This is a genomic window from Bacteroides sp. 1001136B_160425_E2, from assembly GCF_015559655.1.
In the GTDB taxonomy this organism is placed as follows: Bacteria; Bacteroidota; Bacteroidia; order Bacteroidales; family Bacteroidaceae; genus Bacteroides; species Bacteroides luhongzhouii.
Genome location: NZ_JADMQH010000009.1, coordinates 224,957 through 249,557, shown reverse-complemented (window position 1 = coordinate 249,557; position 24,601 = coordinate 224,957). Strand labels below are relative to the sequence as shown.

At 41.0% G+C, this 24,601-nt stretch carries 13 protein-coding genes and 2 pseudogenes; 9 read left to right on the top strand and 6 right to left on the bottom strand.

All coding sequences use genetic code 11. The features are described from left to right. From I2I04_RS11315 to I2I04_RS11290, 6 genes and pseudogenes are all read left to right on the top strand, one after another. Positions 1–318: hypothetical protein (locus I2I04_RS11315; RefSeq protein ID WP_195655043.1), on the top strand; the 318-nt coding region annotated here is incomplete at its 5' end. Positions 319–606: 288 nt separating this feature from the next. Further along, positions 607–984, top strand: a complete 378-nt coding sequence (locus I2I04_RS11310) for a hypothetical protein (RefSeq protein WP_195655042.1) — start codon at positions 607–609, stop codon at positions 982–984. A gap of 433 nt (positions 985–1,417) precedes the next feature. Further along, a complete protein-coding gene (locus tag I2I04_RS11305) occupies positions 1,418–1,729 on the top strand; it encodes a ubiquitin-like protein (RefSeq protein WP_229126978.1) in 312 nt (103 codons plus the stop codon). Positions 1,730–1,890: 161 nt separating this feature from the next. Next, entirely contained in the window at positions 1,891–4,602 is a 2,712-nt protein-coding gene (locus I2I04_RS11300; protein WP_195655041.1) for an outer membrane beta-barrel protein, read from the top strand. A 1,038-nt stretch (positions 4,603–5,640) separates the two neighbouring features. Further along, the gene (locus I2I04_RS11295) at positions 5,641–7,785 is read left to right on the top strand and encodes a TIM-barrel domain-containing protein (RefSeq protein WP_195655040.1); all 2,145 of its coding nucleotides are present in this window, start codon (positions 5,641–5,643) and stop codon (positions 7,783–7,785) included. Positions 7,786–8,169: 384 nt separating this feature from the next. Continuing rightward, a pseudogene (locus I2I04_RS11290) lies at positions 8,170–8,967 on the top strand (KilA-N domain-containing protein). Between the two features lie 255 nt (positions 8,968–9,222). Here I2I04_RS11290 and I2I04_RS11285 read toward each other — a convergent pair. From I2I04_RS11285 to I2I04_RS11260, 6 genes are read right to left on the bottom strand one after another with little or no spacing between them, the layout of a single operon-like run. Beyond that, the gene (locus tag I2I04_RS11285) at positions 9,223–12,318 is read right to left on the bottom strand and encodes a SusC/RagA family TonB-linked outer membrane protein (protein WP_195655039.1); all 3,096 of its coding nucleotides are present in this window, start codon (positions 12,316–12,318) and stop codon (positions 9,223–9,225) included. A gap of 6 nt (positions 12,319–12,324) precedes the next feature. Continuing rightward, a complete protein-coding gene (locus I2I04_RS11280) occupies positions 12,325–14,100 on the bottom strand; it encodes a RagB/SusD family nutrient uptake outer membrane protein (RefSeq protein ID WP_195655038.1) in 1,776 nt (591 codons plus the stop codon). A gap of 15 nt (positions 14,101–14,115) precedes the next feature. Beyond that, entirely contained in the window at positions 14,116–16,947 is a 2,832-nt protein-coding gene (locus I2I04_RS11275; protein WP_143260430.1) for a SusC/RagA family TonB-linked outer membrane protein, read from the bottom strand. 33 nt (positions 16,948–16,980) lie between these two features. After that, positions 16,981–18,048 (bottom strand): DUF4961 domain-containing protein, encoded by a 1,068-nt coding sequence (locus I2I04_RS11270; RefSeq protein ID WP_143260401.1) that lies wholly within the window; start codon positions 18,046–18,048, stop codon positions 16,981–16,983. Between the two features lie 15 nt (positions 18,049–18,063). Beyond that, positions 18,064–18,519 (bottom strand): DUF5004 domain-containing protein, encoded by a 456-nt coding sequence (locus I2I04_RS11265; protein WP_004301484.1) that lies wholly within the window; start codon positions 18,517–18,519, stop codon positions 18,064–18,066. Positions 18,520–18,534: 15 nt separating this feature from the next. After that, on the bottom strand, positions 18,535–20,379 hold the full coding sequence (locus I2I04_RS11260) for a RagB/SusD family nutrient uptake outer membrane protein (protein ID WP_143260402.1): 1,845 nt from the start codon (positions 20,377–20,379) through the stop codon (positions 18,535–18,537). A gap of 356 nt (positions 20,380–20,735) precedes the next feature. On the opposite strand from I2I04_RS11260, the gene I2I04_RS11255 reads away from it, so the two are divergent. The 3 genes and pseudogenes from I2I04_RS11255 to I2I04_RS11245 all read left to right on the top strand — a co-directional run bounded on the left by I2I04_RS11255 (position 20,736) and on the right by I2I04_RS11245 (position 24,590). After that, positions 20,736–22,040, top strand: a complete 1,305-nt coding sequence (locus tag I2I04_RS11255; RefSeq protein WP_195472019.1) for a DUF5005 domain-containing protein — start codon at positions 20,736–20,738, stop codon at positions 22,038–22,040. Next, a pseudogene (locus tag I2I04_RS11250) lies at positions 22,037–22,261 on the top strand (9-O-acetylesterase); the annotation flags it as partial. The gene I2I04_RS11255 and the pseudogene I2I04_RS11250, both read left to right, overlap by 4 nt. A gap of 55 nt (positions 22,262–22,316) precedes the next feature. Then, positions 22,317–24,590 carry a GH92 family glycosyl hydrolase gene (locus I2I04_RS11245; protein ID WP_195655037.1) on the top strand — a complete coding sequence of 758 codons (2,274 nt, stop codon included), beginning with the start codon at positions 22,317–22,319 and terminating at the stop codon, positions 24,588–24,590. Positions 24,591–24,601 lie beyond the last annotated feature (11 nt).

The window sequence follows — 24,601 nt, the reverse complement described above, 5'->3', positions numbered from 1 at the left end:
GGTAACAACCGTGTTGTGGCCAGGTCTGATGGAACTGTTGTTCAGACGACTCACTATTATCCTTATGGTATGTCTTTTGCAGAGGGTACCTTTGCAGACAAGCAGCCTTACAAATATAATGGTAAGGAGCTGGATACGGAGAATGGATTGAATAGTCGTACTGTAGATGACATAGCACGTCCAATAGGAGAATCCTTGGTTAGCATATGTGGGAGGGTACTTTGCCGGGAAACTTTTAGGATGGACTGCCAAAGGAATAATGCGTGCAATTGGAAAAGAGGGAGGCATGGTTGCTGGCAGGACTACTACCGCTATTAGACAGGTAGGGCGATCACTCGAAAGTGTAGATGATGTTTTGCTAACTCTTCATTGCTGCAAGGCCAAACTCCAGCCCAGGTTGAAGGCCTATTAGGTAAGACACCTGGCTGGTAGGTCGAGACATTGGGAAGAGGGGCGCATAAAGGACAAGGTAGGATACTTAGAGAATATACGACGAACGGCCGAACAGGTAGGATGATACAATGGCATCCTGGTGGTGGACATCATGGTGTAAACCCTTATTGGAAAGTTTCTTAAAGCAAAGGTTATATCTAGAATATTTTAAAGATGGAAACAAAACTTATATACAATAATCTTATTCAAGTTTTGAGGCTTGTAGCTTCAGAAGCGAATGTTCAAATAGAGTCCTTTCCACAATACGTGAATGTCACTGATGAAATAGCTTTGTTATATAGTGATATTTATTCATTGGTTCCTCAATTAGTAGATGCTGGGTTGATTTTGCCACAACATCTTGCTATTTTGAACCGAATAGACAATCTATTTGAAGTAATGTCTAATAATGAAACTTTATGGAATCTTGAAAGACTAGAAGATAATGCTAGTTGGAAACAATCTAGGTTATTGGCTTTTGAGGCATTAATGGAGCTAAATGTGTCTTATGAGAAACCCAATCTTGATTTTGTTAAGTGGATGAAGAGTTAAGCATAAGTATAACGGTAAGGCACTGAATACAGATAATGGATTGAACCTGTATGATTACGATGCCCGACAGATGGATGTTATTTCCGGACGTTTTACCAGTGTTGATTTGGGTGGTGCTGATGCTATGTAAATATTATCATCAGAAGTGAGTGCTATAAATAAACAAGGTAAATGGAATATTCCTATATTGCTGTCTTATTTATTCTTCCTTTTATTTGGATTGTTTTTAGGATATAAATTAGCTAGCGAAGCGTACGATTACTTGAAAGCATTTATTACTTTTGTTTTTAGTTTGAAAAACGCACAAGCGAAACTTATAAAATATAGTTATATACCTTTAATACATAACGACTTATGAAAATAAACAAACAAGACATTATCATTCCCACAAATAAATGTATAGATTAACGTTTAATCTTAAAATCAAAGAATTATGAAAACATTAAAGAAATCTTTGCTCGCAATTGCATTATGCAATTTCATGCTTTTTGCTTTTCCGATAGCTGCTGACGCTATGCGGATTTATGTGAAAAATTTGCATGGTGTAACACTTACATTGGAAGTTGAACAGACAACAAAAATAGAAGAGGTCAGGAAAATGATCTTTGAAAAAACGGGTTGGATACCAGAGAATATGCGATTATTATTTGCTGGAAAACAATTGGAGGATGGGCGGACTTTAGCTGACTATAATATTAGCCCAGATGCCACTTTGCATCTTTGTATGCGAGGAGTTGATTGCTAAATATTGAGATTTATAGAATTATTAATTAGGGCATGAGCGAAATGCGCATGCCCTATTGATATAGAATCTAAACATACTTGAGAATATCTAAAGGATTATTTCTTCTATGTCAGAAGAATTGATGACCTTTGTGTACAGTTTTTCTGCAATATATTTTTTCTATGAGATATGTCATTTTATTAATATCATTGATATTATCCTTGTGTGTATATGGACAAAAATCGTGTAAGATAGCTGGGGTAGTTAAAGATGTTAATAACAGAAACCTACAAGGTGCTACAATTAGACTGCTGTCTGTTCCAGATAGCACTTTTATTATTGGAACTCAAACCGATGCTTCTGGCATGTTCTCGCTAGACGTTTCGATCCCTAACTTTATAATGGAAATAAAGTTATTAGGTTTTCGAACTTTACTGAAGCAGTTTAAAATAGATATGGCGCAAGTCAATCAGCATGTCGGTGAGATTTTGCTAGATGAACAGTCATATGCGTTAAAAGAGGTTTCTATAACTGGTAGTGCTCCAGCTATTATAACAAAAGGAGATACAATAGAGTATAACACTAGCATATATTCATTGCCTGAATATGCATCAGTGAGAGACCTGTTGAAAATTCTTCCCAATGTAACAGTTTCGAATTCAGGTATCATAATGGTTCAGGGAAAGGAAGTTAAGAAAATTCTTGTGGATGGTAGAGAATTTTTTTCCGGTGATCCAGAATTAGCTTCAAAAGCATTACCAAGTAAAATTGTAAATAAGGTACAAGTCGTTGATAGGGCTTCTGTAAGTGCCCGACTCTCCGGATTTGATAATGAGAAAAAAGAGACGATCATAAATCTGGAAGTTAAAAAAGAAATGAAGACTGCGGTAATGGCGAACGCTAATGTCGGCGGTGGACTAGATATCGAAAATAAAGATGTGAAGTACGAAAATAACGCATATATAAATCTGATGAGAGACAAATGTAACTTCACATTATTCATGCAAAATAATAACACAAATAATGGCATGGAAGGAAGTTCTGATGGAATTCTTAAAACAGGGCAGATTGGACTCAATATTAGTAATGACTATTCTGGTAAAATAAAGTTATATAGTGATATCATTTATGACTCGAAAGAAAATGATATTGATAATAAAACAAGCAGTAGAAATATATTGGGCGTCGATGATTTTCTTTACGATAATAGTCGAAGCTTTAGCGTCGATAAACCAAAATCATTAAATGTAAATTCCAGATTTGAATGGAAACCAAATGATAAGAATACTCTATTTATTAAAGTCACCGGTTTATATAATACAGGAAAACGGGAGCGGACTGAAAAGTTCGAATCCCTAAATAATGCTCTTGATACATTATATAATGGGAAATCAGATATTTATTCAAAGAATAGAGGATACAATTTGGGACTGTCCGTTGACTATGCTCACAATTTCGTAAAGAAAAAAGGCCGGATTTTTTCTCTTTCATTTATTGGTGACATTAACAAGAATCGTATCACTGATAAATCAGTTTGGCATCAATATTTATTTGAAAACAAAATACTTGAAAAGGACTCTCTGTTGAATCAAAGCATCAACAATAGAAATAGAAATAGGAAACTCGTACTCTCTTTATCATATGTTGAGCCTATTTCTAAAAGAAGCCTTGTACAGTTGCTGTATAAGTTCCAAGAGTCATCTTATAGTCAAGATAGAATCACATATGATATGAGCATGTTATCTCCGGAGGAATATATAGAGGTGATTAACGGTTCCCAAAGTATCAGTTTAAGACAAAATACAAAGGAACAATGGTTCACATTAAATTTTAAGTCCTCTGTAAAGAAAATGACTTATATACTTGGTGCAAACATGATTCTGAATAATACAACAAATAAAATACATGAGCCTTACTCGACTTCTTCCGGTGAGCTTACACCTAATTCAGCGAAACTAAATACAATTCTTTATTCCCCTACCTTTAATTTCAAGTATGCTTTTACAGATAAGAAGATTCTTAAGCTTGATTACCAGGGGCTGATGACACCACCTTCTCCCACTCAAACGCAGGACTATGTTGACTCAAGTAATCCGACTAATAACGTAAAGGGGAATCCTAATTTAAAACCTCAATTCAGTAATAAAATTGTGGCCAGTTATTCAGGATCTAATCCAAAGAAGCAGATCTACTATAGTCTCTCTATTTTAAGTCAATTTATAGTAAATGATATTCGGCCAGTAACTGATATTGATATCAGTAGTGGGATAAAGACTACCACATATAAGAATTTTAAGGGAAATTGGAATGTTGGAGTAAATTCAGTCTTTAATCTTCCATTAGTGAATAAAGATTATAAGGTAGGAAACTCTTTGAGCTTTTTCGTTGATAAAAGAAACAGTGAATTTAATAATCTACACCGTACCATGAAAAGATTTACTTTTGATGAAAGACCGCATATTAGATATTATAAAGAAAATTTTGATTTTAAAGTTGAGGGTATATTCAGTTATACCAATGCAAAAAGCAATGTTCATGAGCAGGAAAATATTGAAACTTATGATTGGGGAAGTAGCTTGGATGTTTCTGTTGCGTTGCCATACAAAATACGTTTAGGCACTACGTTGCGCTGGGTTAATAAGAAAGGTTATGGTGCAGGATATAATTATTCAGAAACGATTTTGAATGGAATGTTGTCTAAACGAATATTCTCTTCACCAAGATATGGAGAGGGTATGATAAAGTTTGCTATAAATGATATCCTTCAGAACCGGAGAAATTCTTCTTTAATCATTGGAGATAATTACTATCAATCTAACGCGTCGAGAACATTAGGATGTTACTTTATCGGAAGTATTATCTATAACTTTAATTTTTTCCCAAATGCCCGGTAGAAACTTAGGTTCTGAAAACGGATTTATGATTTTCATTTCTCATATTCTCATTCATTAATCATAAATGGCAGAAAACTAATAGGATAGACTATGAGAAATGATTTATAAGACGGCATTTCTCATAGTTTTTCCGTTAAATACTCCGTATTTTACTTTGTTTCTCATACTTGTTGGATTCATTTCTCATAGTGTTTTTCCAATCAACCTATACAAGAATAAAGAAGCAACTAGTCAACGATTATCAGGGAAGTACATATTCTTCTTGTCCCATATATTGTGGGAAGGTATTCCCTATTAACAGGGAAAAGATTCTCTTATTTTGTGGGAATAAATTCTCATAATATTAGGGAATATTTTCCCATAATATATGGGACAAACGGAACTACAGTTTATCTTCAACCAGAAAAAAAGGAGAAGTATAGTATTTAACTATGAGAAATACTCTGAAATACTATGAGAATAAGGTGAATTTTAAGCTAAAATAGAAGGTGTATTATGAGAAATGCCGTCTTAGAAAGTATTTCTCATAAGCTATTTATTTGATTATTTGCTGTTTATCAGTCACCTATGAGAATATGAGAAATGAAAATGAAAAATCTTCTCTAGAGGCGGCTGAATTTTTTATTGATACATTTAAAAACGCACCGTAATAAACTAAATTATTATTTAGTTTATTACGGTGCAGAAACAAAATTAACTTTAGGAAAATTGTCCTGTGAATGGACTTAAAGTTAATCGCTTTGATTATTATTTTTATATGATTCTTTTTAAATTTCTCTTTAGTGGTTTCTCAAATTTCAAGCGTTCATAGTATAAAGTTCAATAGATATAGGTAAAAAGTTAGGATTGGTGTTTGAAATTCCACAATATTCCTCCGGTCTGTTTATTCTTCTTTTATGAGTGACCGGAGGAGTTGCTGGAAATCCTGTTTGACCAGAATGAAAATATGATATCATGAGGACTGTTTTCCAAGCTTTTGATAATGAAATTGCCTGACTAAAATCCGTTGGTGGAACTAATAACTAAAATAATATTTAAATGAGAAAAAGAATATCGTTATTGCAAATGGCTGTTTTCTTCTTTACGGCTCAGGTAGCTTGGGCAGGTAATATAAAAACAGAAAAAGTAACACTGGTAGGAAATGGAATTGTAGAATTTATCCCCGTAGGGTATGATGTTTCCCGTACGCCTTCATTAATTCTCTCCCATGAACCGGAAAAGAAAGGTGAAGTACCGGAAAACTGGAAATTAGTTCCTCAATTTACGATGACTGATGGCAAGGCAAATGCCTCATTGGATGTTCCAGCCGGAACAAGTCTGTATGGAGGTGGTGAAGTGACCGGTCCGTTGCTGCGTAATGGGCAAAAAATTAAAATGTGGAATACGGATAATGGTATGTATCGGGTTGATGGTGGCTCACGTCTGTATCAAACGCATCCGTGGGTGTTAGGTGTTCGTTCGGACGGGACAGCGTTTGGCGTATTGTTTGATAGTTTTTGGAAGGCTGAATTGATTACTAATTCAGATAAAATTGAATTTAATACTGAAGGAGCACCTTTTCGTACTTATATCATAGATCGTGAATCTCCACAAGCTGTATTAAAAGGACTTGCCGAATTGACCGGTACTATAAGTATGCCTCCCAGATGGGCAATCGGTTATCATCAGTCTCGTTTTTCTTACGTGCCGGAAGCTAGAGTGAAAGAAGTTGCCAATACTTTTCGTGAAAAGAAGATACCGTGCGATGTAATATGGTTTGATATCAACTATATGGATGAATTCCGTGTATTCACGATCAATAACAGGGATTTTCCCGATCCGAAGCGCATGAATAAGTATCTGCATGATAATGGATTCCATTCCGTGTATATGATAGATCCGGGTGTAAAAGTGGATGATAACTATTTTGTGTATAAAACCGGAAAAGAGCAGAATGCTTTTGTTTGTGATATCTATCGTAATGAGTTTCACGGGAAAGTATGGCCGGGTGCTTGCGCATTTCCTGACTTTACCCGTCCGGAGACGCGCACTTGGTGGTCCGGACTTTATAAAGACTTTATGGCTAATGGAATAGATGGCATTTGGAATGATATGAATGAACCGTCTGTATTTGATGGTCCTGGGGGAACGATGCCGGAGAACAATATTCATTTAGGAGGAGGCAACTTACCTATTGGTAGCCATTTAATGTATCATAATGCTTATGGTCGTCTGATGGTCGAAGCTTCTTATAATGGCATGATGGCTGCTAATCCAGGCAAACGTCCATTTCTTCTTTCCCGCTCCAATATTATTGGCGGACAGCGTTATGCAGCCATGTGGACGGGCGATAACGAAGCTACTTATGAACAGATGAAACTTTCTGTACCGATGTCTATTACATTGGGGTTGTCTGGTCAGCCTTTCAATGGTCCGGATATAGGTGGATTTGCTGGGAATACGACTCCCGATTTGTGGGGAAACTGGTTAGGCTTCGGTGCATTTTTCCCTTTTTCCAGAGGACATGCTTCCTGTGATACAAATAACAAGGAACCGTGGGCATTTACTAAAGATATAGAAAAGGAATCACGCATGGCATTAGAACGTCGTTATCGTTTGTTACCTTATCTTTACACTGCTTTTCATGTGGCTCATAAAGATGGACAGCCTGTGATGGCTCCGGTTTTCTTTGCTGATCCGAAAGATGAAAGTTTGCGTGCTGAAGAGCAAGCTTTCATGTTGGGGACAGACCTGTTGATAATTCCTGCATTTGCAAAGAATCCTTCTCTACCCAGAGGAATTTGGGAAAATTTATCTTTGGTTAAAGGAGATACAAAAGGTAAATATCAGGCTAAATTAAAAGTGAGAGGTGGCTCTATTATTCCAGTAGGCAAAATAATTCAGAATGTGAATGAAAATTCATTCGACCCATTGACTTTAGTTGTTTGCCCGGATGAGGATGGCAGAGCGGAAGGCTCTCTGTATTGGGACAAAGGAGATGGATGGGGATTTCAGAAAGGAGATTATAAACAGCTAACTTTTAAAGCAGAGTTAGTAGACGGGCATCATCTTATTGTAAAAGTGACAGACGATAAAGGGGAAGACCAAATTGATTTTGGAATGATAAAGGTAGAAGTATTGTATGCTGGTCATACTTATAAATCTTCTGGTGATATAGCTAAAGGCATTACAGTGAAATTGTAAAGGAGAATACAATAAATGAGGAGTTCGTTTATTTAATCATCTTCTTTTTGTACTGTTTAGAACTAAACTTCATCCTTATAATCTAAATGTGATTACTAAAAATAGCTTCCAGTCAAAAACATCAGTAAAAAAGGTTGTTGACTGAAAGCGAACCGAAAGCAAAAAAGAGAGATGAGTTCGGTCTCTTTTTTAGAGCCTCTATATTCGTTCAATAGAGCCTCTGTTTAAGTGAAATGCAGGCTTCGTTTCACTTAAACAGAGGCTCTGTTTTATTCACCTGACGCGTTCTTTGACTTGTTGTAAACGAAAACCATTCATAAATAATGTGTTAGGGATTGAAGGGAAAAGTGTACCTTTGCCCATCGTTTAACCGGAGAAGACAAGATGAACAAAATAACAGTATTGACTACAGACATCAATGTAGTGTCTATTAATAACGAAGATTATATCTGCATTACTGACATGCTAAAAGCCAAAGATGGCGATTTCTTCATATCAGACTGGCTGAGAAACAGGAATACACTGGAATACCTCGGTATATGGGAGCGGTTGTATAACCCAGGATTTAATTATGGCGAATTCGCCACAATTAGAAATCAGTCGGGGTTGAACAGTTTCAAAATCAGCGTGAAAGAATACGTGGAGAAGACCCATACTATCGGTATTTAAGCGAAAGCCGGAAGATATGGAGGCACCTATGCACACAAGGACATCGCATTTGAATTTGGAATGTGGATTAGTGCTGAATTTAAAATCTATTTAGTCCGCGAGTTCCAGCGCCTTAAGGAGCAGGAACTCGCGCAACTGGGCTGGAGTGCCAAGCGAGAACTGTCGAAAATAAATTACCGCATCCACACCGATGCTATCAAACAAAACCTTATCCCGGCAGAAGTCACACCACAACAAGCCTCCCGCATCTACGCCAGCGAAGCCGATGTGCTGAACGTTGCCATGTTCGGCCTCACTGCCCTCGAATGGCGCGATGCGCATCCCGACCTGAAAGGAAACGTCCGCGACTATGCCACGGTGAACGAATTGATTTGCCTCTCGAACATGGAGAATCTGAATGCCGTATTCATAGGAGAAGGACTTCCTCAGCACGAAAGGCTTGTCCGACTGAACCGGATAGCTATCCAGCAGATGCAGATACTGGAAGATGTAAACAAGAAGTACCTCAAGTAGCTGCTTTTACCAGAATGAACCGATAGATTTTTAGCACGGCAACTATAATAGTTTTCGTCCCGCCCCGCACACCGACTTGTGTGTGGAGTGGGACGTTTTCGTTTACGGCAAGCCATGTACCCCTACATGTACGGATTCGGCTTCCTACCAAATAACAATGCTTGATTTACAATGTGTTATCAATGAAAAAAGGGATGCATCTATGAAGACGCATCCCTTTTTTCATTAATACTACTATGAGTATTTATCAGTTTATTAGAATGTAAGTTGTACTCCTAAGTTAAACACGCGCTGGTTCATGTATGCATCACCGGCGGAGTTGGACTTGATTTCCGGGTCTTGTTGATACTTATCAAAACTTGTCCATGTAAACATGTTGTAAGCATTGAGATAGACACGGAGGTTTGTAAGCCATGAAGGCAACACTTTTGTGGGCACTTGATAGGAGACGTCGATGGTTTTCAAGCGGATGTACCAAGCATCAATCAACCAAAAGTCGGACATATACGCTGCTGCGCTGTTTACAGTTGACGGATTGCTTGTTAAGCGCGGAAATTCGATGGCTTCACCGTTCAGGTAGCGTTCCAATGTCCAGCGTTTCTGGTGTAGAGGTTGGAATTGACTCTTGAAAGGTTCGATACCTGTGCCGTTTACCGAGAAACTGTAGTTGAACGAACCTTGGAAGAGTACGCTCACTGACAATCCTTTCCACGAACCACCGATTGTCCATCCCAGTGTGGTGTTGGGTAAGTTTGGCTTACCAATAGCTCCCTTGTCGAAGTCGTTGATAACACCGTCTCCGTTCAAATCTTTGTATTTCAAGTCGCCGGCTTGGATAGGCACGTCGGTATTGGGCACAGCCGGTGCATTTGCGGCTCCTGCATGAATCAAGTCCACTTCTTCAGGTGTATAATAACCTATCCAAGTGTAACCGAATGGTTGGCCGATAGGACGACCTGTTGCCGACAACCAATCGTATCTTTGTTGTGCTTCGGCATTAAATTCTACCTTATTCTTAGCATACGAGAATACGAAGTTGGTATTGAAGTTGAACTCACCGAAACGGTCTTGATAACCAATCTGTCCGTCGAAACCCATATTGCTGGTGCGTGCCACGTTGATAGGTGAAGTACCCACACCTAAGATCTGCGGTATGTCATTGCGTTTCACAAGCTGATTATATCGTCTATCGTAGAACCAGTCGAAAGTGAATGAGAAGCGGTCGAATGCATTGAAGTCGAGACCTATGTCAAACTTCTTAGCTTCTTCCCATGTCACACTGCTATTGCCAAGGTCACCTTCCGTAATAGCAGTGGAAGTGACATCGCTTTGTCCGAAATTATAAGCATTATCAGTTGCTGTATATATCTGGTTGTAAAGGTAGCGGTTACCCATAGCTACGTCCGAACCTACAATACCATACGAAGCTCTGATTTTCAATAGTTGGATGAAAGAAATGTTATCCTTGAAGAACGATTCTTCGGAGATACGCCAACCCACGCCAATAGCAGGGAATATTCCGTAGCGGTGTCCTTCGGCGAAACGGTCGGTACCGTTGTATGCAACATTGAAGTCGACCAGATATTTATCTTTATATTTGTAACCTACGGTAGCGGTAAGGCCCTGAAAGTTTTCGGGAATCTTTTCTCCTGTATCGTTTGGATTTTTTTCTACGGTACGGCTTTGGCGGCTATACAGTAACGTGGCACTAACGTCGTGTATTCCATTGAATACGCGTGCATAGTTGATGGAGGCCTGAACATCCAAATTTTTCACAGCCTGGTTGGTTCCGGCCGTCAGAGCATACTGTGAATAAGCATATTGACGGTTGGGATTGATGTTGTACTGATCCGTAGTAGGATCGTAGTGATAGGTAGGGTACGCATCTTTTCCCCGGTTCACCTTGCGGAAGACTTCGTCGATAGTAGAATAAGCTATGCGTGCATTGGCCGACAATCCTTTGGTGAGCCAATCCATCTTCCAGTTCACACCGTAGAGAATGTTGTTATCGTTACGGCGTGTACGCGTGTAACCTTCGTTAGCCAAACGTGCATTCAATGTAGGTCCGTAACCGTCCACATCTGAAAGGTAAGCATACGATCCGTCCGGATTGAGCACCGGTGCCGAATAGGGGTGCATAGCGGTGAAATTGTAAATCTCGCCTGTAGCATTCAGACTACTCGGTTCGTTGATATTCATGAAGCGTGAACTGAAGTCCAGGCGCATAGTCAGATTATCAGTAACTGTAAAGTCCAAGTTGGTACGGTAGTCAAAACGGCGGTAAAAATAGCCGGTATTCACATCGTCATCCGCTTTAGCAAAGTTACGAACCAAACCACCTTGTGAGAAATAACCGCCGGAAACAAAGTATTTCAAACGTTTGGTACCACCCGATACGTCGACATTGATGTTCGACTGCATAGCCGATTTTTTGAACACTTCGTCGTACCAGTTTACATTAGGATGCCCGTATGGGTCGGAACCGTCTTTAAACAGTTCCAAATCATGTTGTGTAAACATTTTAGTCAAACCATCGTTAGTACGTGCCTCGTTGACTAACAGGGCGGTGTTGTATGAGTCTAAGAAGTTGGGTTTACGGACAGGTATCTGACCGCCGGCTTCTGCACGCACATGGATCACTGGTTTTCCTTCTTCACCGCGACGTGTCTTGACTACCAACACACCGTTAGCGCCCTTGATACCATAAATAGCAGTAGTGGATGCATCTTTCAATATAGATATGCTTTCAATCTCATTGACATTGATTTGCGACAGCTGTTCGTAACTGTATTCCACATCATCAACCATAATAAGCGGTTTGTTACCGTCCTCATTCAAGGAGCTTACACCTCGGATGAAGAAGTCGGAAGCATCTTTTCCCGGCTGACCGGAACGTTGCTGACTGAAGAAGCCGGGCAGTTTACCCGATAATGTATTCTGCAAGCTACTTGTAGGAACTCTACGCAATTCGTTGGCTTGAATACCGCTCACGGCACCGGTCAGAGTGATACGTTTCGCGCTACCGCGACCTGTGATAACAACTTCGTTCAAGTTGTTGGCTTCGGAAACCCTCAATGCGATATTCAGTGTGTGCTGATTCGTTATTGCGACTTCCTGATTTTGATAGCCTACAAACGAAAATACCAATGTTTCGCCGCGTTTCACTTCCAGCGAATATTTTCCATCTATATCGGTGATGGTACCCCTTCCGGCTCCCTTTACCAGAATACCCGCCCCGATAAGCGGTTCGTTGCTTTCCCCATCAATAATGGTACCGCTTATCGTAAACGATTGGGAGTATGCCTGTACAATGCAGAGGAGGCACAAGAATGTTATAATTACTCTTTTCATAAGATATTACCAATTAGGGTTTTGAACCATATTCTTATTTTTTATTACTTCCGAATAAGGAATCGGATAGAAATAACGTTTATTGTCCCATTGTACATTGAGCACAGCTTGCGGAACGTAGGTCGTGGAAGTCTGTGATTTAGTGATGTACATTCCTTGAATAGGCTGTGCATAGACCTGTTCGGCAAGTCGCCAACGACGAATGTCCCAATAGCGATGCTCTTCAAAAGCCAATTCAATGCGGCGTTCATTCTGAATCACTTTGCGCATTTCGGCTTGCGTCAAATTGTGTGTCTGCTCATTGGTTGTTAGTCCATACAAATTCTTTTCACCAGGTTCGATACCTGCACGTCGGCGCAGGGCGATGATAGCATCATATACAGCTTGTGAAGGAGTAGACAAATATTCGTTTTCGGCTTCGGCAAAATTCAGAAGTATTTCGGCGTAACGGAACATCACCCAGTTGTGTTGTGTGTCTTGATATTCGTTGGCTGCTTCGAAATCACCCATAAACTTGCGCATGTAATAACTCGTGAGCGAGTATGACGAACCAAGAGGATTATTGGCTCCACCCTGCCATGTTTCCATCGTAGAGTTCACCCATGACGAACCATTGTGTATAATGGTATATTCCAAACGTGGATCACGTTGTGCGTAAGGAAGCTGTTCATTGTATTCATATTTACCTTTATCATTGATAAAGTGACCGTCTTTCATTAAAAAGGCATCGACTAAATTCTGTGTGGGATTGGTGCGGCCGTTTCCTTGTTTGGCACCGCTAAGTCCCAACGGACCGTTAGCTGTTTCCACCGTCTTATCCATTGCGTTTTCACGGAAGAAGATAACTTCTTTATGTTCGTTTGAATACCAATTGGTAAATACATTCTTGAAATTGTCGTCAAGTCCCATGATAGCTCCGTCACCCGTTCCGTACGTGTTAATAAAGTTGCGGGCGGCATCGGCTGCTATTTTCCAACGTTCGCGATCATAAGAGGCATATCCTATCAACTCATTACCAGATTCAATGGGCTTTTCGTTGAATAACGGACTTGCTGCATAGAGCAATACACGAATCTTCAGTGCCTGGGCAGCCTGTGTGTTTACTACGTGTGCGCTAGCGGCGGCGTCAGGTAGTGGCAGCGAACGAAGGTCATCTTTGATATCGTCAAGCTCACTTACAATATACTTGATACATTGCTCGAACGTGCTACGTGGCAATTCGATGTTTTCGTTCAATTCGTACACTTTATCACCGATAATGGGCACTCCACCGTAGCGCTTTACCAATTCAAAATAGAAGTAAGCACGCAGGAACCGGGCTTCGGCTTTCATAGAATCATTGAGCCTGCGTGTATTACCGAGTGCATCAGTGTAAGTAGTGTTGAAAGGTACTACGTCAATTCCACTCAACAGAATGTTTACGCGGCGAATCACCAAATAAGGGTCGCTCCAAATCATATCCGAGTTAATAAGATTGGAGGCACTGTAACGTCCGATGGCCAGTTTGTATACATCAGACTCGGACGAATAGACAGAGAGCGCATCATCGGAAGCGGCATCCAGGTAGTCACCATTTACACCGTTGTGTCCATTGCGCATGTAATAGTAAATGCGGTTGAGATACTTACGTACGACAGTTCCGTTGGAGTCGGTCCTCGAGAAGAGGTAATCTTCTGTAAACATATCTACAGGCGTACTCTCATAACTGTCTGTACATGCGGTAGCACTCAATAACAGCATAAATGCTCCTACTGCCCATGTGCCATATTTATTTTGTTTCATATCCATCGTTTTTTATTAGAAGTTAAGATTGATTCCAGTCGTAATGGTGCGCTGTAACGGATAGCTGGTGAAGGTAACTTCAGGGTCTTGCAAGCGGGTACGTGACCATGTGAGTAAATTTTGTCCCTGTACAAATATCTTCACGCGCAGTCCGCCTAAGTAATTACGGCAGAAGTTTTCGGGTAGTTTGTACGATACGGTAGCGTTCTTGAGACGAATATAGTTGCCGTTCTGTACAAAGAGTGAAGAGTTCCAGTTGTTTCCGTAGTTGTACATATTGCCTCCGGCAGTCAGTCTCGGATACGTAGCTGTTTCAGCTGTTTCGGGTGTCCAACGATTCAGAAGATTGGTGTAAGCTTGTCCGTAGCTTTGTCCGATCACTTGGAATCCTTCGAGCAACGTGCGGTCGCTATTATATAAGTCGCGGTTGTAAGCACCTTGGATAAGTGCTGTAACTTCCAACCCTTTCCATTCAAAGCCTAAATCAATACCAAAATAGCAAGTCGGTTTGTCGCCACCAATCACAGTACGGTCGAATTCGTTGATTTCGCCGTCACCGTTCATGTCTTTGTATTTCACGTCACCCGCTTGAATATTGTTGAAGCCGTTCATTACGGGATATCCATCGGCTATATCTTTAGCTGTGAGGAATCCGGTAGCTACCAATCCGTAGATGGCACCGGTGGGTTGACCTGTCATTTTCAGATAGTCGTAAGGTACATATTGCTCGTCCATGAATAACCGTTTGTTCTGTTCCATACTCCAGTTGGCTGATACATAATAGTTCACCTTACCGATGTGATCTTGCCAGCTAAGTTGTGTTTCCAATCCGTAGTAACGTGTTTTTCCGATATTTTCTGTCGGATAAGCAATACCTAATAATTGGATGCTCTTACCACGTGATTGCAATATATCGTAGTAGTAGTCATTGTAATAGTCAGCCGAGAAAGTCAACCGGTTCTTTAATAAGGTTAAATCTAAACCTACATTGACTTTCCTTCCTTTTTCCCATGTCAGGAGGGTATTTGCCAATGGGGATATTTCCGACACTGAACCTCCGTTGCTCATGGATGTACCGTTGCTATACCAGAATCCGCCATCTTCATTGTATCTCTTTAAGTAGCTGAAGTATCCGGCATTGTCGATTCCGTTTCCTGTATGACCGTAGGTGGCACGTAACTTGAGTTGGTCTATCTTTGATGCTTCCATAAACTTCTCTTTGCTGATATCCCAACCCAGACCTACTGCCCAGAATGTTCCCCAGCGACGTCCATTGTCATAGCGGTTGTAATAGCTTTCCGTTACGGCTGCTTGCGCGAAGTATTTGTTATCGTAATTGTATTCAACTTTCTGTCCGATGTTCGACGGAATCATAGGCAGGTCGTAGTTGTTGAGTATGGTACGTGTATCGCCCCAAAGTGAAGCTTTCACACCATGCATACCGAATTGGCGTTCCCAGTCTACATACATTTTGCCATACATATATTGGTACGTTGATACTGAACGGTAACTATTGGTTTGTGAACTTACATCTCCATACTTGTCATAAGCCTCGTTGCCTTGTTGGGTTATGCTGTATTGAAATACTTGTGCCTGTTTGGTACGAACGATAGCATTACGCACTTGCGATGAGATGTTTCCTGTTGCACCAACGGAAAGTCCTCTCACCAATTTATCGAAGTCATATTTCAAATTAATGGTTCCTACGACGTCGCGGGTATTGCTTGAGATATATCCCGAACCAGTGGTCTGTGCATAGAGGTTTTGGGTATACGAAGCGTTACCACCATACGTACCGTTGGGATTTAAGACGGGATAAGCATTGTTGGGAGTCTGCCATACGTTGCTCAAAAGGTCGCTGTATCCTGTCCCCGAAATACCTCCAGGTTGGTTTCCTTCTTCTATACGTCCCATTAAGGACATGCTTACCTTAAATTCATCTGTCACGTTGATGTTTACCTTCGATGTGATGAGATACCGGTTGTACTTGAAATTGGTGTTGTAGCTGTTAGCGTCGCTCGTCTTGAACAATCCGTTTTCGCTGTAATATCCCAAACTTACAAAGTATTGAGCCACCCGTCCGCCACCTGTTACATTCAGGTTATAGGCTTGTGACGTAGTAGAATTGTTCATAATAGCATCTTTCCAATTTACGTCGGGATGCAGATAAGGGGAAGTTCCATTGCGATAGGCTTCGAAATCATCATACGTATAGAGTGGTGATTTGCCATCATTGAGCAATGCTTCGTTGAGCAGATAAGCATATTGATAAGCCGAAAGTGGATTTGGGCCGGATTTCAATGCACTGGATATACCAAACTTTCCGGTGAGTGAGAGATGGAAACCACCTTTTGCATCAGGATTTTTGGTAGTAATAATCAATGCACCACGTGAACTGCGCATTCCTAAAAACATATTGGAAAGGGCATCCTTTTGAATGGTAACCGATTCAATGGCTTCGGGATCTATGGAATACAGGTCACGTTCTACACCGTCGACAATGGCTACAGGCGATTGTCCGCGTGCTGAAATGAGAAACTCCGAATTATCTCCGTAGATACCTCCACCTACATTAGGAATAGCTCCCACTATATCGGATTTAGTATTGGCATCAGTCCGTAACAGTTGCATGCCACGGAAAGGTGATACATTAAGACCTTTCAATCGTCCTTGCAATCCGGTAAGGATGGTAGCTGACTGATATTTTATCAAGTCGTTGGTATAAACCGTCGAAGATGCTCCTAGGGTATTACTTTTAGTGTGATCCACACTGTCTATCGGTGCATCTTGTGCCTTTAGTGCGACGGCAGCTATACATAGTAGTCCCGTCGTTATCATTTTATACATATTCTGTTTCATTATCAGTAGAATATAAGGTTATCACTCGCAATAGAACGTATATATGAATGGTTCCTTCTGCGGAGGAAGAGGTATATTTAACATTACGAAGTCATCATCAGACTGTGTAACGGAGATAGATCCATCGGCATTAGTGAAGGCATATTCAATACTTACAAGCTCTGTTCCTTCAGGTACATTGAAGAACCCTTCCGGCCAGAATGTGATATTGTATGTTTTGGTATACTGATTCTCTCGTTTCATCAGGGTCTTGTCACTCTTCTCATTTACGGTATAACGGTGTCCGTCGCTAGCTACCGCCGTTCCTTCAAAATAGATCTTATCGGCCTTGACAAGTGCATTATCCTCGTCCATGCCTCCTATAAAGCTAAAGGTAACAAAGTCGTTTTGCAATGATGTCAATGGAGTGGTTTTGTTGAAGTGTTCGCTACAGAAGTCAGTAACAAGTCCTTCACCTTCTACTACCTCAAAACATCCGGCTTCCTCACATTTCTTTGCATCCGCACTTGTACTGAAGTTATCGTCAGTACTGTTAATAAAGAATGATGGTTTGAAACGCAGATTTTTGTTTCCTACCGGTACACGGACATAGATTGTAAAATGAATCTCCCCTGCAACGCCGTTATAGGGTTTTGTCCAATAGGCTGCCCATTCCATATCTTCCAGAATATTGGTACCGACACCGTATTCTTGCATGAGAGCAGCCGACCATGATAATCCTGGTTTATTGCTAGGCTGTTCGGTCGATGGGATAAGCGTCATGTTTTGCTCACCTATATTCGGATCAAATGTATCTTCTGTGTATGAAACTCTGGCATTTTGTGCCAGATTCCAACTTTTTGGAGCCAAGAAACCGAAAACAAGTCGTTTGTCATTGCGCGGATCTCCTTCAACCTTAATATGTCCATGCATTTTGAAAGTAGCAGTCATCCCGGCCTTTGCATAGTTTACGGCTTTTCCGTCTATCATTTGGGTTATATCGACAGAATCGATAAAGAGGCAACTCATAACGACGAAAGTCATAAGTATAGTTGATAACGCTACGATGTGCCGTTTGCGTTGAAGCAAGCTGATTAATTTCTTTTTCATAAAGCGTTATGATTTTTAGTTTTCTGATATTTTCTTGAATACATAAGTGTAGGTATTCGAACCACACCCGGGGCTATGAGTAATCACGATGTTACGTTCGCCATTGGTAATGGGGAATAGGATATCGGTACTGGCCTGCTCTGTGGCTCCATCCTCTGTGAAATAGAGGCGAAAAGGATAATAGATATCGTCAACTTTCCACGTGCCATTGTGGCGTACCACAAAAGGTAAATAGTTTTCAATTGTGTACTTACCATCTTTCTTCAGGTCAATTTGGAACTGGCTGAAGTCCATGGTTTCGGTAATATCATTACTGTTGCGGCTCACTGTGGTGAGTTGCCACGTGCCTGATATGTCTTTGACCTGCTCCGTGTTTTTGTCAGGATCAGCAGGAGCAGAGAACGTATCACACGATGTCACAAGCAGAGTAGTCAGCAAGGCTATTGCCGCCAAATGTATGCTATGTTTCATATTTTGGGTATTTTATTAATTATAATAGGGATTCTGTAGCAAATCTTTCGACTTCACCGTCTCATTGTAAGGAATTGGGAAAAAGTACATAGCCGGACGCCATACATGCGTGCGTACATCAAATTCTTTCCAAGTCTTTGTTCCGTCAGTGGCGCGAGTGATTTCAATGCCATGCATGGTTTTGCTTTCGGTTTGCGGAGCAATCATCCATCGGCGTACATCAAAGAAGCGATGCCCTTCAAAAGCAAATTCAAGGCGGCGCTCTTCCTGAATGGCTTGGCGCATCTGTTTTTGTGTCATATCCTTTTCAAGTCCGTACATACCATCTGCACCGGGCTCGATGCCGGCACGCTTGCGAATGAGTTTTAATATGGGATAACAACCGAGTTGTTGTCCGCCTAGCGTTTCTTCGAAATCGGGACCATGATATTCATTGGCTGCTTCAGCATACATCAGTAAGATGTCGGCGTAACGTATCAGTGGATCGTTGTGACGGCTTGGGTTCCATGTACTACCTTTACATAAGCGATCACATCCCTTGCGTACATAGAAACCGGTGGCAGTGCCTTGGTATACGGCATCGCTTGTCTGCCCTACGCCAATCCATGTGTTAACAACTGTGGTAGCACTGTAAGTATCGTCGGCAGGGACCAACGCACCATCATAAATCACAGTGTTGTTGAAACGGGGATCGCGACTTTTGGCGGGATTCAAAGGATCGAATGTGTATTGGCTATTGTTAATAGGTTTACCGTCAATCATAGGGAAAGCATCTGCCAATTCTTTGTATATGTATCCGCCGTGGCGTGTTCCGGAGTGACTGCCACTAGGTGGATAGTAAGCAGCCTCATGTCCGGACTCACGTTGATACTTACGGTCGAGGATATTGCCGGCAAAGGCTCCGTTATTGTTTTTACCATCATCATCGGTCAAATTGGCATTTCGTGTATCGCCAGCTTGGAATATGACGTAAAATCCGAAACCTGGTTCGGCTTTGCCGTTCAAATCTTTACTTCTAATAAAGAGATTATAGGTTCCTAGATTGATTACCGCGCGGGCAGCATCCATTGCCGTTTTCCAACGTTCTTTATCATAAGAGGGATAGCCTACTAATTCTTTGGTATCGGTAGGAGCGAAATCACTTCCATTGAATAATGGACTAGCTGCATAGAGGCAGACACGGGCTTTAAGACCCAGGGCGGCTGCCGATGAGGCACGGCCGTTTTCTTGTCCTGTTCGTCTTATGGGAAGTACATTGAGTTGGACGATAGAGTCACATTGATGGGTCACATACTCTACACATTCCGCCCATGTATTACGTGAGGTTTTCATAGTCGAAGTAGCATCATATACATTATTCCCAATAATTGGTACACCACCGTAGTGTTTCATCAGAATGAAGTAGTACCAGGCACGCAAGAAAAGTGCTTCGGATATGTATTGAGCTTTTCGGCTCTGTACCATCGGTGATCGGTCTATGTTGGCGAGGAATACGTTGCATCGACGAATGTTGGTGTAGCATTTCGACCATGCGTCATCACTTACCGTAACTGGATTAACCGTACCGGTAGCAAACATCATGTTTGTCCAGATGGTAGACGAAGGATAAAATTCAGCTTCGTCACAAGCGCTTTGCAGCCCACCACCATTAGCCAAAAGGTACGTCCATCGGTTGTAGTTGATATCAAATCCGATGTCGGTATAAATTCCGGTCAGGAAGTTGGCGGTATACGTACTATCTGCAAAAACGGTCTCACGATTTAAATCCGAAGTTTGGGTTTGATCGAGGAAACTGTCATTACAGGACGCAACTGTTCCTAAAAATAGGAGTAGCATTAATGATTTCATGTACAATTTCATAGTAAAACTTATAAAATTAAAATTAAACAATTTAAAGCCAATAAGCCGAGACTAATTCACGACTTGAATTTGTATTAAGACGATTGACAAGATATACACCACTAAACACAATATTTTTTTTCACGTATTATTATTCAGTAAAAAGGTCATTGTATTATTCGAGCAATGATAGTAGATCAAATACATCTAAAGAAAGAGTTATCCGAATTAGTGGTTTTTCATTCCTGAATCGTCTTTACCCTAAATTCTAATAGTGTAACATTATGAGACGCATCTTTTTGTCAACCTTTATGGCTTGTATTATCGGCTTTACAGGTGCAGAAACAAATTAAATAATCTTAAATATCTTATTAAACATGAAACCAATTCATCTTATCCTAAGTATCGCACTCCTCGCTGGAGGAGCATGTGGTGACCAGCAAGAACCTTATTACGGCAATTCAGAAGTGAAGATGCCTCAGATTGATTCCGAATGGAATCTCGAACTAATGCCAAATCGATCAGGACAATATTGGAAAGTGTTCGTCTACAAAGACTTGAAATACAATGCCCTTTTCACTCGGTCGTTGGGCTGGAATGGAGGAGACGGTGTGTTCACTACTGGTTTGCCTGACGGGAATATATTTTGGTCGTTCAATGATAGCTTCTATGGCGTAATCAATGAAAATCGTTCACGAGGTAATTGTAGTTTTCCGCGTAATAGTATTATGGTACAAACACCTGGTGAGAAGGATGAAAATCTTGTTTGGTTAGCTGATTACGTACAAACCAATGATCCTAATGCGGATAGATACTATCAGGTACGCACTCACATTCGTCATCCGAAAGCTACACTCTCGGAAGAAAAAATACAAGCTGGAGAAATCGATCAGGATTATCTTTATTGGGCAGGAGATGCTACGATATATAACAATCAGATGCAAATGTTGTGGGGAGCCGTTGATAATACCGATCCGAACAACCTGATGCGCCGCTTCGGTACTTGCTTGGCTACTTATAGCTTGGAAGGAAAGCCGGGTGATGCTACTTACATGAAACTTATCAGTCGTAATGATAACTTTAACGACCACACTTTAGGTTATGGCGACACTATGTGGGAAGACGAAGACGGACATATCTATCTTTACACAACTTCCAATTATAAGGTGGCTGTGGCACGTACCGCTACACGCGACCTTGGCAGCCAGTGGGAATATTATGTGGCCGACCCGCAAGGACATTTCTCGTGGACAACGCAGTACCCCTCAATCCAAGATGCTGAAAACTCTACAATTATCCCTTTGGAAAGTGCGTGCTCTATGCCTTGGGTATTTAAAAAAGGTGATACCTATTACATGATTGGACAATCCATGTGGTTCGGGAGAGACGTGCTGATGTTCCGTAGTAAGCATCCTTATGGGCCGTTTGTTGATCAAAAGACTCTCTTTACATTACCCGAATTTCTTGATAAGATTGGCGAACAACGTTATCAACATGTTTATATGGTAAATATTCATCCGGCTTTATCACGTACCGGTGAATTGGTGATCTCTACCAATACAGACTGTTCCAACTTTTGGGATAATTTCAATGCACCGGGTAGTGCCGACTTTTATCGTCCTTATTTCTACCGTGTATTTAATTGGGAATCATTGTACGATAACGATGCTCCACTTGAGTAAAAGGATTTACTATCTCTGGCGTTGATCATAAGTTTCACTGGGCTGATGCTGTGATTGATGGTAATTCCATCATCGTCTCATCTCCTGAAGTTGCTTTCCCAATAGCAGTGCGTTATGCTTGGGCAGATAATCCAATTTGTAATTTATACAATGGAGTTAACCTTCCGGCATCCCCTTTCCGTACGGATGACTGGCAGGGTATTACTTATGGTAATAAATAAATATAGTTGTTTCGATTTGCCAAGTGAAATAGATGTAACACATAAAAAAAGAACCATGAACAAACTCATTTATTTAGTAATCTTCTCTTTTTTTTCAACAGGTATCTATGCCCAAATGAAAGACCTTGTGCAATATGTCAATACACTGCAAGGTACCGACTCTCATTTCGGATTAAGTTATGGAAATACATATCCTACTACCGGTATGCCTTATGCCATGCATACGTGGTCTGCCCAAACAGGGAAAAATGGAGAAGGCTGGAAATATCAATATGCGGTAGATAATATCAGAGGATTCTGCCAGTCTCACCAATGTAGTCCGTGGATGAGTGATTATGCTGTGTATTCTTTTATGCCGATGGTGGGGAAATTAGTTGTTAATCAGGAGATGCGGGCAACAAAGTTCAGCCACGACAATGAAATAGCCAAGCCGCATTATTATAAAGTGACACTGGATAATGGTATTACTACCGAAATGGCGCCGACTACTCGTGGTGTACATTTGCGCTTTTCTTATCCCTCCACCGAGGACGCCTATCTGGTGATTGACGGATATACGGATATGAGTGAAATCAAGATTGATCCGGCAAAGAGACAAATCTCCGGTTGGGTGAATAACCAACGTTTTGTAAACAACTCTAAGACATTCCGTAGCTACTTTGTGGTGCAGTTCGACAAAGCATTTGAAGATTACGGTATGTGGGAAAATCAGAAAGATGAGATTTTTCCTAAAAAGTTGGAAGGAGAAGGCAAAGGTTATGGCGCTTATATCAAATTTAAAAAAGGAACGAAAGTGCAGGCAAAGGCTGCCTCTTCTTACATCAGCGCAGAGCAGGCTGTGATTACACTAAATGACGAACTAGGTAAAGATAAGAATTTGGAGGCCACTAAAATACGCGGACAGAAAACATGGAATGAATTATTGAACAGAATCCAGGTAGAAGGCGGAACGGACGAGCAAATGAAAACTTTCTACTCCTGCCTGTTCCGTGCCAATCTCTTCTCACGCAAATTCTACGAACGTAAAGCGAATGGAGAACCTTATTATTACAGTCCCTATGACGGCAAAGTGTATGACGGGTATATGTATACGGATAATGGTTTCTGGGACACCTTTCGTTCTCAATTTCCACTGACCAACATTCTTCATCCTACCATGCAGGGACGTTATATGAATGCCTTGCTTGCCGCACAAGAACAATGCGGATGGTTACCTTCCTGGTCAGCTCCCGGAGAAACAGGAGGAATGTTGGGCAATCATTCCATTTCGTTGCTGGCAGATGCGTGGGCAAAAGGAATCCGGACTTTTGATCCGGAGAAAGCCTTGAAAGCCTATGCACACGAAGCCATGAATAAAGGTCCTTGGGGAGGTGCCAACGGACGTGGTTTCTGGAAAGAATATTTTGAACTGGGATATGTTCCTTATCCGGAATCAATGGGATCGAGTGCACAGACAATGGAATATGCATACGATGATTTTTGTGGCTACCAACTGGCTAAAATGACCGGAAACAAACATTATCAGGAAGTCTTTGCCCGTCAGATGTATAATTATAAAAACGTATTCGATCCGTCTATCGGTTTTATGCGTGGAAAAGGCGTCGATGGTAAATGGCAGGAACCGTTTGATCCTCTGGAGTGGGGCGGACCTTTCTGCGAAGGTAACGCCTGGCATTATACGTGGTCTGTATTCCATGATGTAGAAGGATTAATAGACTTGTTCGGAAGTGATGAGAAGTTTACCACCAAGATGGATTCGGTATTTGCCCTTCCTAGTACTATTAAACCGGGAACTTATGGAGGAGTGATCCATGAAATGAAAGAAATGGAACTGGCAGGTATGGGACAATATGCACATGGCAATCAGCCGATTCAGCACATGCCTTATCTGTATAGCTATGCCGGTCAGCCATGGAAAACACAGTATTGGGTACGTCAGATTGTTGAAAGACTCTATAATTCAACAGAAAGAGGATATCCGGGTGACGAAGATCAAGGCGGTATGTCATCCTGGTATATATTAAGCTCATTAGGCATCTATGCCGTTTGTCCGGGTACGGATGAGTATGTGATTGGCAGTCCACTATTTAAAAAGGCTACCATAACGCTGGAAAACGGAAATAAGTTTGTAATTGAAGCAAATAACAACAATAAAGAGAATGTCTATATCCAGTCTGCTACTTTGAATGGACGTGTATTGGATAAGAATTTTATAAAATATGACGACATAGCAGACGGTGGTATGCTTCGTTTTGAAATGGGAAGTCTGCCGAATAAAGAACGATGTACATCGAAATATGCCGCTCCTTTCTCTTTGTCGAAAGAATAAGAAACTAAAAA

Excerpts from the sequence above, each read along its gene's own strand:
- I2I04_RS11310 (WP_195655042.1), top strand. The coding sequence starts at position 607 with ATGGAAACAAAACTTATATACAATAATCTTATTCAAGTTTTGAGGCTT.
- I2I04_RS11305 (WP_229126978.1), top strand. The coding sequence starts at position 1,418 with ATGAAAACATTAAAGAAATCTTTGCTCGCAATTGCATTATGCAATTTC.
- I2I04_RS11300 (WP_195655041.1), top strand. The coding sequence starts at position 1,891 with ATGAGATATGTCATTTTATTAATATCATTGATATTATCCTTGTGTGTA.
- I2I04_RS11295 (WP_195655040.1), top strand. The coding sequence starts at position 5,641 with ATGAGAAAAAGAATATCGTTATTGCAAATGGCTGTTTTCTTCTTTACG.
- I2I04_RS11285 (WP_195655039.1), bottom strand. The coding sequence starts at position 12,318 with ATGAAAAGAGTAATTATAACATTCTTGTGCCTCCTCTGCATTGTACAG.
- I2I04_RS11280 (WP_195655038.1), bottom strand. The coding sequence starts at position 14,100 with ATGAAACAAAATAAATATGGCACATGGGCAGTAGGAGCATTTATGCTG.
- I2I04_RS11275 (WP_143260430.1), bottom strand. The coding sequence starts at position 16,947 with ATGTATAAAATGATAACGACGGGACTACTATGTATAGCTGCCGTCGCA.
- I2I04_RS11270 (WP_143260401.1), bottom strand. The coding sequence starts at position 18,048 with ATGAAAAAGAAATTAATCAGCTTGCTTCAACGCAAACGGCACATCGTA.
- I2I04_RS11265 (WP_004301484.1), bottom strand. The coding sequence starts at position 18,519 with ATGAAACATAGCATACATTTGGCGGCAATAGCCTTGCTGACTACTCTG.
- I2I04_RS11260 (WP_143260402.1), bottom strand. The coding sequence starts at position 20,379 with ATGAAATTGTACATGAAATCATTAATGCTACTCCTATTTTTAGGAACA.
- I2I04_RS11255 (WP_195472019.1), top strand. The coding sequence starts at position 20,736 with ATGAAACCAATTCATCTTATCCTAAGTATCGCACTCCTCGCTGGAGGA.
- I2I04_RS11245 (WP_195655037.1), top strand. The coding sequence starts at position 22,317 with ATGAACAAACTCATTTATTTAGTAATCTTCTCTTTTTTTTCAACAGGT.